The 10,736-nt window shown below is 41.7% G+C and carries 4 protein-coding genes, 8 tRNA genes and 2 pseudogenes; 7 read left to right on the plus strand and 7 right to left on the minus strand.

All coding sequences use genetic code 11. The features are described 5' to 3' along the window. Positions 1-433: flagellin (locus tag AC1MDJ_RS05330; RefSeq protein WP_479689921.1), on the plus strand; the 433-nt coding region annotated here is incomplete at its 5' end. A gap of 22 nt (positions 434-455) precedes the next feature. Here the strand turns inward: AC1MDJ_RS05330 and AC1MDJ_RS05335 are convergent. The 4 genes from AC1MDJ_RS05335 to AC1MDJ_RS05350 all read right to left on the minus strand — a co-directional run bounded on the left by AC1MDJ_RS05335 (position 456) and on the right by AC1MDJ_RS05350 (position 859). Then, positions 456-529 (minus strand) — tRNA-Asp (locus AC1MDJ_RS05335). Positions 530-539: 10 nt separating this feature from the next. Beyond that, a tRNA-Val gene (locus tag AC1MDJ_RS05340) sits at positions 540-612 on the minus strand. A gap of 95 nt (positions 613-707) precedes the next feature. Continuing rightward, positions 708-782, minus strand: a tRNA-Glu gene (locus AC1MDJ_RS05345). Between the two features lies 1 nt (position 783). Next, positions 784-859, minus strand: a tRNA-Lys gene (locus tag AC1MDJ_RS05350). A 157-nt stretch (positions 860-1,016) separates the two neighbouring features. Between AC1MDJ_RS05350 and AC1MDJ_RS05355 the strand changes: the two genes are divergently transcribed. Next, positions 1,017-3,665, plus strand: coding sequence for an AsmA family protein (locus AC1MDJ_RS05355; protein ID WP_479689922.1), 2,649 nt, complete (start codon positions 1,017-1,019; stop codon positions 3,663-3,665). Positions 3,666-4,777: 1,112 nt separating this feature from the next. After that, a pseudogene (locus AC1MDJ_RS05360) lies at positions 4,778-4,888 on the plus strand (HAMP domain-containing protein); the annotation flags it as partial. A 417-nt stretch (positions 4,889-5,305) separates the two neighbouring features. Here the strand turns inward: AC1MDJ_RS05360 and AC1MDJ_RS05365 are convergent. Both AC1MDJ_RS05365 and AC1MDJ_RS05370 read right to left on the minus strand, forming a co-directional pair. Next, positions 5,306-7,018, minus strand: a pseudogene (locus AC1MDJ_RS05365) (methyl-accepting chemotaxis protein); the annotation flags it as partial. A gap of 53 nt (positions 7,019-7,071) precedes the next feature. Next, complete coding sequence (locus AC1MDJ_RS05370) at positions 7,072-9,720, minus strand: AsmA family protein (RefSeq protein ID WP_479689922.1); 2,649 nt, start codon at positions 9,718-9,720, stop codon at positions 7,072-7,074. 157 nt (positions 9,721-9,877) lie between these two features. Here AC1MDJ_RS05370 and AC1MDJ_RS05375 point away from each other — a divergent pair. The 4 genes from AC1MDJ_RS05375 (at position 9,878) to AC1MDJ_RS05390 (ending at position 10,281) form a co-directional block, all read left to right on the plus strand. Further along, positions 9,878-9,953: transfer RNA gene (locus tag AC1MDJ_RS05375), tRNA-Lys, on the plus strand. Position 9,954: 1 nt separating this feature from the next. Beyond that, positions 9,955-10,029, plus strand: a tRNA-Glu gene (locus AC1MDJ_RS05380). 95 nt (positions 10,030-10,124) lie between these two features. Beyond that, a tRNA-Val gene (locus tag AC1MDJ_RS05385) sits at positions 10,125-10,197 on the plus strand. 10 nt (positions 10,198-10,207) lie between these two features. Then, positions 10,208-10,281 (plus strand) — tRNA-Asp (locus AC1MDJ_RS05390). 22 nt (positions 10,282-10,303) lie between these two features. Here the strand turns inward: AC1MDJ_RS05390 and AC1MDJ_RS05395 are convergent. Then, on the minus strand, positions 10,304-10,736 hold a 433-nt coding region (locus tag AC1MDJ_RS05395; protein ID WP_479689921.1), incomplete at its 5' end, for a flagellin.

A 10,736-nucleotide genomic window follows, 5' to 3' on the forward strand; every position in this document is an offset into this window, starting at 1 on the left:
TGATGTTCATACGGAGCATCTAAGCATAGCTGTTTATGACAATAGAACGCTTATAGGAGCAAATGCAGGGCAGACAATGACACTCGCAAGTGTAGGCAAGGTCAACACCACTTCTCTCGGCATAGATAATATATATGTGTTAGACGCAAAGAGTGCAGCTAAGGCACTAAACAAGATAGATATGGCAATAGAAAGCGTGCTATATAAACGCACACTCACAGGAGAACAAATCAATAGACTTGGTTTCACTATGAATATGCTAAGCACTACCAAACAAAACCTCGTAGCAGCAAACTCTCGGATAAAAGACCTAAACTTTGCAGAGGCTTCCGCTGACCTAGCAAAAAAACAACTACTAATGACCACCCAAATAAACCTGCTCTCGCAAGCTAACGCACTGCCACAAACAATAATGCAGCTGATTGGAAAGTAAGGTTCGGACTAGACTCCACAAACGGGGACGATGGGACTTGAACCCACGACCTCTGACGTGACAGGCCAGCGTTCTAACCAGCTGAACTACGCCCCCAATAAGGAAATGGACGCTGCAGGGATTGAACCTGCGACCCACGGCTTGTAAGGCCGTTGCTCTCCCAGCTGAGCTAAGCGTCCTAAACTTAAGAAATAACTCTCTCAATCTCAAATACCAAGTATATACCATAAATAGATATACTTATGCAACTGCCAAACCACACGTTCAAAACGTACGTCCCGTAGGAGATTTGAACTCCTGTCGTCGGCGTGAAGGGCCGATGTCCTAGGCCAAACTAGACGAACGGGACATGGTGAGCCGTGTGGGACTTGAACCCACGACCTACGGCTTAAAAGGCAGTTGCTCTACCGGCTGAGCTAACGGCTCATATATCAGCAAGTGGACTGAAAACTCGCCTTTCAAACGTTGGACTTGAACTTATATCAAACAAAAGTTAATCTGTCAATACTTTTTAATGCATCTATTTGAATAAAATTTGAAAGTATGCTAAAATGTCAACATAACACGGAGGCGATTCATCAATATGGCAAGGATTATAGGTCTCATACTCAGCATTATTATTGTGCTCTCCCTGCTAACAATAATAATTCTGCCTTACATATTACACCTAAACTCCTATAAACCGCAAATAGAACAGGCGGCTACAGCAGCTATAGGCAAGGAAGTCCGTATAGAAGGCGACTTGCAGTTGCGAATATTCCCTAGAATACGCCTAGTGGCAGATAAAATAACAATACAAGACATCGGTAGCACAGGCAGACTGTCTGTCGCCGTGAAACTATTCCCTCTGCGCCATAAAGAATGTCAGATAGTGGAGATATTTATTGATTCTCTCAATGCTACTTACTCGGTGGACACCGTAGGTAAAAGCAATATAGCCGATATAATAAACAAAACCACCAGTCAACAAACTGCACAAGCCACTCTAGTGGACAGTGGTTATAAAATAACCTTAAAAAATCTTGAGAAAGTCCGCGTTCGCCGTAGTAGCCTAACATATAGCAACGCAAACAGTGGTAGCAAACTCACGGCAAAACTCAATAAAATAGAGGTTCGCCACCGCGACACTAACCATAGAACTTTTACGGCAGATATTCTCCTGTTGAATAGTGCAGACGTGGCAATATTAAGAGCAAACCTCTACGGCAGAGCAAATGACAACGCTGAACATGTAAATATAAACGTATTTGATAGCGATATATTTATGCCAAATGTAGGTATTGACAATAGGATTGAACTAGTAGCAGATGCCGCATATACATTTGCAGACAAGCGTTTCAATCTTGAAAGATTTACCCTAAATGGTTTCGGAGTGTCCCTGTTGATGAGTGCTACAGGGGACAACATTACCACTAACCACTCTATCAAAGGTAGACTTGACGTAGAACGGTTTTCACCACTCATCACGCTCAACAAACTAGGTATTAACTACCTGCCTGCAGACTCAAAAACATTTGCCAGCGCAACTATGGATGGGACGTTTGAACTAACCAACGGAATACTGCGTGCGCCTATCAACCTAAATATTGATAATACCAGTGCTACACTCAATATATCGGCTAATTTTAACAGCAAAAAAACCTTGTTGAACACCCTGCTGACATTTAAGCAGCTAAACCTTGACAAATATATCCCTAGTCAGAAATATACAAACAACAACACACCTTTGCTACTTAAAAAGCCTAACCTTGACCTGCAATGGTTACCCGATATGGTAGCAGAGCTACAGATAGATGAAGTTAAACTCTTAAAGGAAACTTTTCGCGGTTTTACAGCTGTAGCGCAGATGAGCAACGGCAACGGCTCGTTAAGCATCAACGTAGATGACATAATGAAAGCCAGTCTTGTAGCCAATGTTGCGTTTGGTCCATCGCCCAAAAAGGCAACAACACTATCAACTAACTTAACAATGAATGGTATTGACATACACAGACTGGTTAAAGTGTTGAACGGGGACAACACAACCGTGTCGCACCTCCCCCAAATAGGCTATATACAGTTGACTGCAATTCTCAATGACGACGAAATCTCGTTAAAAAACATTAACTTAAAGACTGATAATACCAGCATATCGGCAGGTTTTGACTTAACGTTCCAAGATGAAGCTACTAAACCGCACCTAACGTTCCACCTGATTACAAATAGTATAAACTTAAAACACTTTATTTCGCCTGAGTTGCTGGTAGATAATATGACTCAACGCACGCAACCCGCCAGTGGCAACAACACAACAAGTCCGATAAAAGATAGGCTCACCCCTACCAACTATAAACGATTACCGTTTGCTAAGTTTATGACGTTGCTAGATGCTGACGGATACATCTCATCAAAGAGTGTGCGTTTAGACAGCATAATATTTAGAGATATATCGGCGGACATTTCACTAAAAGATGGCACCGCTAAAATATCGCCACTATCGGCTACGCTATGTGGCGGTAGCGTAGAGATAGATGCAACAATGTATGCTACCCCACCCACTGGCACTATGCCAATCACAGCTAACGTGTTGCTGAAAGAGATGGACGTAGCAGATACGATAGAATCATTTGCTAAAATTGAGGATGTAATGCGAGGCAAGATAACGGCTACAGGGGAGCTAGGAATATCTGGAATCGCCCCCGCCATAGTAATGTCGTCACTAACGGGCGAGCTAGACTATGTGATAGACAAGGGCGTTATTATGGGGATTGGCTATAACCCCAACCTTATTACTCTTGATACCTTGAAATCAATATCTACTGCTAATTGGGACAGAGCGGTGAATATAGATAAGAGTAAGGGAAAACTTATATTTAGGCAGGGATTACTAGAACTAGCCGAAGTAGCCTTTAACTCAAAATACATTGACGGAGAGCTACACGGGCTTATTGATATAAACTCCCCAGATAAAGATTTAGATATTAACGGAACTATTATTATGAACGGTGTCGGGGATGACGGCAAGGGGATGAAAGTACCGATGACTATCATCAGACGAATCGGCCAGACTAAAGTTGACATTGATAAAGAACTTATGGATAAGGCTGTCTCGGCACAGATAAAAAGATACTCAGGCACAGGGGTGTTTATTGCTCCTGTAGAGATACCTAAAGAGGTAGTAACAGGCATAGGCTCTACTATAGGCGGAATCATAGACTGGATGTTTCCTAAAAAGAAAAAGGACGCTGAATAATAGCCACTCAAAAAAGTGTTGATTTTTTTCACGCAATAATTTAGTCTTGCTACATGAATAAATTTTTTAATGCTATAACTAATCGCTCACTCGCCTTTAAGGTAAGTGCTTGCATTTTATCGCTATTTGTAGTCGGTTTGGCGACTGCCATAGTCTCTGTGCTAGTTTTCACATCAAACAAAAATTACGTCAAGCTACTGGCAAGAACATCTATGCCGCTTGCGACTAATTCTACAAAAATATCCGCTCTATCGTTTAACTTGCGTATTGCAGCTAGAGACTTTTATGCATTAGAGTGGGAACCCTCATATAATAAGGCAGTAGAACTGTATGAACAGAGCATAAAAGTGTTAGAAGATACCGACCAGATGCTCTCTGCAAACACTGGAAGGATATCTGATGATATCAGACCGCATATTGCTGGTCTTAAAATAACATTCCAATCGTATCGCAACATATTAGACAACGTTCATTCACTTATGTCAGAGATGAATAAAAATGCGGACGCTATAACAGCGGCTTCTATTGACATCGCTAACTACAAGGCTACGCTAGATAAGAATATTATGGGTATGATGGCACAAGGAGTTCCTGCCGAAAGAAGAAGACTGCTTATATCTATATCTGAACTGGGAGATGCTATCCTACTCCAATGCGAAAGACTTACGAGAAGCATTGTAACGGCAAAAACGTCTAAAAACCTGAAGTTTTTGAACGACTACGATGAGCGTATGGCTACGATTGGAAAAAACCTAGTATCGTTGCGGAAACTGATGGCAACGATTGACGGAATTAGCTATTCCGCATTGAATAATTTGTCATCTGCAATTGACAAATATGATGAGAATACACGCATATTGGTAGACAATATAAATAAAATTAATGCCGTTCATTCTAACCTTGATGCAGATGGCACTTTGATAACGCAACATACCACAGCTCTTGATGCCATTGCCGTTTTAGATACGCATACAGATGCAATAACGATTGATGATAGGCTATCTATAGCAACTTACTTTGTATATGGGTTTACGTTCCTATTCCTAGTGGTGGGAGCATTCGTATTATACTATCTACATACACACGTTTCTAATAAGCTGGCAAACTTTGTCATGCTGGTGGGTAATTTCACGCAAGGGTCGGGCGATTTAACACAGACTATTGCCGTATCTAGTGATGACGAGATGGGGGCACTAGCTGATAACATCAATCGCTTTGTTGGACGCGTGCGTGAAATAATCATGCAAGTAAAATCATCAGCTGAATCTGTTGCCGGTGGCAATACACAACTAGCTAGCACTATGGAAGAGCTTTCTAGCACATTCGGCAGGCAATCGGAGCAGGTTTCTACGGTGGCAATCGGCATGGATAGCATGTATTCACTATCGCAAAAAATAGTTGAAAACCTATCTAACAGCCTAAATATTATAAACTCAACAACCAGCGTTACCTTAAAGGGCGAAGAACAGCTGATGGCGGCTGTAAGCAATATGAACGTTATTAAAGATAAGACAGCAGTATTAGCCGCCACTGTAACAGAGTTGCAAAAATCATCATCTAAGATAGGCGAAATATTAAATGTTATAAATGACATAGCAGACCAAACCAACCTACTCGCCCATATCTTTAGATACGGCATAGGAGCCATCTTGCAGGGTAGTAATAATTTCGGCTATCTCATCTGTAGAACGTTGCGTTCTCTCCGCCAATTTACGGACTTCGTCTGCCACTACGGCAAATCCTCGTCCCGCCTCTCCAGCTCTAGCTGCCTCTATAGCGGCATTTAGTGCGAGTAGGTTGGTTTGGTCTGCTATGTCATTTATAACATTTAATATTTCGCCTATCTTAGATGATGATTTTTGCAACTCTGTTACAGTGGCGGCTAATACTGCTGTCTTATCTTTAATAACGTTCATATTGCTTACAGCCGCCATCAGCTGTTCTTCGCCCTTTAAGGTAACGCTGGTTGTTGAGTTTATAATATTTAGGCTGTTAGATAGGTTTTCAACTATTTTTTGCGATAGTGAATACATGCTATCCATGCCGATTGCCACCGTAGAAACCTGCTCCGATTGCCTGCCGAATGTGCTAGAAAGCTCTTCCATAGTGCTAGCTAGTTGTGTATTGCCACCGGCAACAGATTCAGCTGATGATTTTACTTGCATGATTATTTCACGCACGCGTCCAACAAAGCGATTGATGTTATCAGCTAGTGCCCCCATCTCGTCATCACTAGATACGGCAATAGTCTGTGTTAAATCGCCCGACCCTTGCGTGAAATTACCCACCAGCATGACAAAGTTTGCCAGCTTATTAGAAACGTGTGTATGTAGATAGTATAATACGAATGCTCCCACCACTAGGAATAGGAACGTAAACCCATATACAAAGTAAGTTGCTATAGATAGCCTATCATCAATCGTTATTGCATCTGTATGCGTATCTAAAACGGCAATGGCATCAAGAGCTGTGGTATGTTGCGTTATCAAAGTGCCATCTGCATCAAGGTTAGAATGAACGGCATTAATTTTATTTATATTGTCTACCAATATGCGTGTATTCTCATCATATTTGTCAATTGCAGATGACAAATTATTCAATGCGGAATAGCTAATTCCGTCAATCGTTGCCATCAGTTTCCGCAACGATACTAGGTTTTTTCCAATCGTAGCCATACGCTCATCGTAGTCGTTCAAAAACTTCAGGTTTTTAGACGTTTTTGCCGTTACAATGCTTCTCGTAAGTCTTTCGCATTGGAGTAGGATAGCATCTCCCAGTTCAGATATAGATATAAGCAGTCTTCTTCTTTCGGCAGGAACTCCTTGTGCCATCATACCCATAATATTCTTATCTAGCGTAGCCTTGTAGTTAGCGATGTCAATAGAAGCCGCTGTTATAGCGTCCGCATTTTTATTCATCTCTGACATAAGTGAATGAACGTTGTCTAATATGTTGCGATACGATTGGAATGTTATTTTAAGACCAGCAATATGCGGTCTGATATCATCAGATATCCTTCCAGTGTTTGCAGAGAGCATCTGGTCGGTATCTTCTAACACTTTTATGCTCTGTTCATACAGTTCTACTGCCTTATTATATGAGGGTTCCCACTCTAATGCATAAAAGTCTCTAGCTGCAATACGCAAGTTAAACGATAGAGCGGATATTTTTGTAGAATTAGTCGCAAGCGGCATAGATGTTCTTGCCAGTAGCTTGACGTAATTTTTGTTTGATGTGAAAACTAGCACAGAGACTATGGCAGTCGCCAAACCGACTACAAATAGCGATAAAATGCAAGCACTTACCTTAAAGGCGAGTGAGCGATTAGTTATAGCATTAAAAAATTTATTCATGTAGCAAGACTAAATTATTGCGTGAAAAAAATCAACACTTTTTTGAGTGGCTATTATTCAGCGTCCTTTTTCTTTTTAGGAAACATCCAGTCTATGATTCCGCCTATAGTAGAGCCTATGCCTGTTACTACCTCTTTAGGTATCTCTACAGGAGCAATAAACACCCCTGTGCCTGAGTATCTTTTTATCTGTGCCGAGACAGCCTTATCCATAAGTTCTTTATCAATGTCAACTTTAGTCTGGCCGATTCGTCTGATGATAGTCATCGGTACTTTCATCCCCTTGCCGTCATCCCCGACACCGTTCATAATAATAGTTCCGTTAATATCTAAATCTTTATCTGGGGAGTTTATATCAATAAGCCCGTGTAGCTCTCCGTCAATGTATTTTGAGTTAAAGGCTACTTCGGCTAGTTCTAGTAATCCCTGCCTAAATATAAGTTTTCCCTTACTCTTATCTATATTCACCGCTCTGTCCCAATTAGCAGTAGATATTGATTTCAAGGTATCAAGAGTAATAAGGTTGGGGTTATAGCCAATCCCCATAATAACGCCCTTGTCTATCACATAGTCTAGCTCGCCCGTTAGTGACGACATTACTATGGCGGGGGCGATTCCAGATATTCCTAGCTCCCCTGTAGCCGTTATCTTGCCTCGCATTACATCCTCAATTTTAGCAAATGATTCTATCGTATCTGCTACGTCCATCTCTTTCAGCAACACGTTAGCTGTGATTGGCATAGTGCCAGTGGGTGGGGTAGCATACATTGTTGCATCTATCTCTACGCTACCGCCACATAGCGTAGCCGATAGTGGCGATATTTTAGCGGTGCCATCTTTTAGTGAAATGTCCGCCGATATATCTCTAAATATTATGCTGTCTAAACGCACACTCTTTGATGAGATGTATCCGTCAGCATCTAGCAACGTCATAAACTTAGCAAACGGTAATCGTTTATAGTTGGTAGGGGTGAGCCTATCTTTTATCGGACTTGTTGTGTTGTTGCCACTGGCGGGTTGCGTGCGTTGAGTCATATTATCTACCAGCAACTCAGGCGAAATAAAGTGTTTTAAGTTTATACTATTTGTAATCAGGTGGAACGTTAGGTGCGGTTTAGTAGCTTCATCTTGGAACGTTAAGTCAAAACCTGCCGATATGCTGGTATTATCAGTCTTTAAGTTAATGTTTTTTAACGAGATTTCGTCGTCATTGAGAATTGCAGTCAACTGTATATAGCCTATTTGGGGGAGGTGCGACACGGTTGTGTTGTCCCCGTTCAACACTTTAACCAGTCTGTGTATGTCAATACCATTCATTGTTAAGTTAGTTGATAGTGTTGTTGCCTTTTTGGGCGATGGACCAAACGCAACATTGGCTACAAGACTGGCTTTCATTATGTCATCTACGTTGATGCTTAACGAGCCGTTGCCGTTGCTCATCTGCGCTACAGCTGTAAAACCGCGAAAAGTTTCCTTTAAGAGTTTAACTTCATCTATCTGTAGCTCTGCTACCATATCGGGTAACCATTGCAGGTCAAGGTTAGGCTTTTTAAGTAGCAAAGGTGTGTTGTTGTTTGTATATTTCTGACTAGGGATATATTTGTCAAGGTTTAGCTGCTTAAATGTCAGCAGGGTGTTCAACAAGGTTTTTTTGCTGTTAAAATTAGCCGATATATTGAGTGTAGCACTGGTATTATCAATATTTAGGTTGATAGGCGCACGCAGTATTCCGTTGGTTAGTTCAAACGTCCCATCCATAGTTGCGCTGGCAAATGTTTTTGAGTCTGCAGGCAGGTAGTTAATACCTAGTTTGTTGAGCGTGATGAGTGGTGAAAACCGTTCTACGTCAAGTCTACCTTTGATAGAGTGGTTAGTGGTAATGTTGTCCCCTGTAGCACTCATCAACAGGGACACTCCGAAACCATTTAGGGTAAATCTTTCAAGATTGAAACGCTTGTCTGCAAATGTATATGCGGCATCTGCTACTAGTTCAATCCTATTGTCAATACCTACATTTGGCATAAATATATCGCTATCAAATACGTTTATATTTACATGTTCAGCGTTGTCATTTGCTCTGCCGTAGAGGTTTGCTCTTAATATTGCCACGTCTGCACTATTCAACAGGAGAATATCTGCCGTAAAAGTTCTATGGTTAGTGTCGCGGTGGCGAACCTCTATTTTATTGAGTTTTGCCGTGAGTTTGCTACCACTGTTTGCGTTGCTATATGTTAGGCTACTACGGCGAACGCGGACTTTCTCAAGATTTTTTAAGGTTATTTTATAACCACTGTCCACTAGAGTGGCTTGTGCAGTTTGTTGACTGGTGGTTTTGTTTATTATATCGGCTATATTGCTTTTACCTACGGTGTCCACCGAGTAAGTAGCATTGAGAGAATCAATAAATATCTCCACTATCTGACATTCTTTATGGCGCAGAGGGAATAGTTTCACGGCGACAGACAGTCTGCCTGTGCTACCGATGTCTTGTATTGTTATTTTATCTGCCACTAGGCGTATTCTAGGGAATATTCGCAACTGCAAGTCGCCTTCTATACGGACTTCCTTGCCTATAGCTGCTGTAGCCGCCTGTTCTATTTGCGGTTTATAGGAGTTTAGGTGTAATATGTAAGGCAGAATTATTATTGTTAGCAGGGAGAGCACAATAATAATGCTGAGTATGAGACCTATAATCCTTGCCATATTGATGAATCGCCTCCGTGTTATGTTGACATTTTAGCATACTTTCAAATTTTATTCAAATAGATGCATTAAAAAGTATTGACAGATTAACTTTTGTTTGATATAAGTTCAAGTCCAACGTTTGAAAGGCGAGTTTTCAGTCCACTTGCTGATATATGAGCCGTTAGCTCAGCCGGTAGAGCAACTGCCTTTTAAGCCGTAGGTCGTGGGTTCAAGTCCCACACGGCTCACCATGTCCCGTTCGTCTAGTTTGGCCTAGGACATCGGCCCTTCACGCCGACGACAGGAGTTCAAATCTCCTACGGGACGTACGTTTTGAACGTGTGGTTTGGCAGTTGCATAAGTATATCTATTTATGGTATATACTTGGTATTTGAGATTGAGAGAGTTATTTCTTAAGTTTAGGACGCTTAGCTCAGCTGGGAGAGCAACGGCCTTACAAGCCGTGGGTCGCAGGTTCAATCCCTGCAGCGTCCATTTCCTTATTGGGGGCGTAGTTCAGCTGGTTAGAACGCTGGCCTGTCACGTCAGAGGTCGTGGGTTCAAGTCCCATCGTCCCCGTTTGTGGAGTCTAGTCCGAACCTTACTTTCCAATCAGCTGCATTATTGTTTGTGGCAGTGCGTTAGCTTGCGAGAGCAGGTTTATTTGGGTGGTCATTAGTAGTTGTTTTTTTGCTAGGTCAGCGGAAGCCTCTGCAAAGTTTAGGTCTTTTATCCGAGAGTTTGCTGCTACGAGGTTTTGTTTGGTAGTGCTTAGCATATTCATAGTGAAACCAAGTCTATTGATTTGTTCTCCTGTGAGTGTGCGTTTATATAGCACGCTTTCTATTGCCATATCTATCTTGTTTAGTGCCTTAGCTGCACTCTTTGCGTCTAACACATATATATTATCTATGCCGAGAGAAGTGGTGTTGACCTTGCCTACACTTGCGAGTGTCATTGTCTGCCCTGCATTTGCTCCTATAAGCGTTCTATTGTCATAAACAGCTATGCTTAGATGCTCCGTATGAACATCA

This window comes from Candidatus Termitispirillum reticulitermitis (assembly GCF_054655775.1).

What these genes read in the sequence shown, in the direction of transcription:
- AC1MDJ_RS05355 (WP_479689922.1), top strand. Translation starts at nt 1,017, where the DNA reads ATGGCAAGGATTATAGGTCTCATACTCAGCATTATTATTGTGCTCTCC.
- AC1MDJ_RS05370 (WP_479689922.1), bottom strand. Translation starts at nt 9,720, where the DNA reads ATGGCAAGGATTATAGGTCTCATACTCAGCATTATTATTGTGCTCTCC.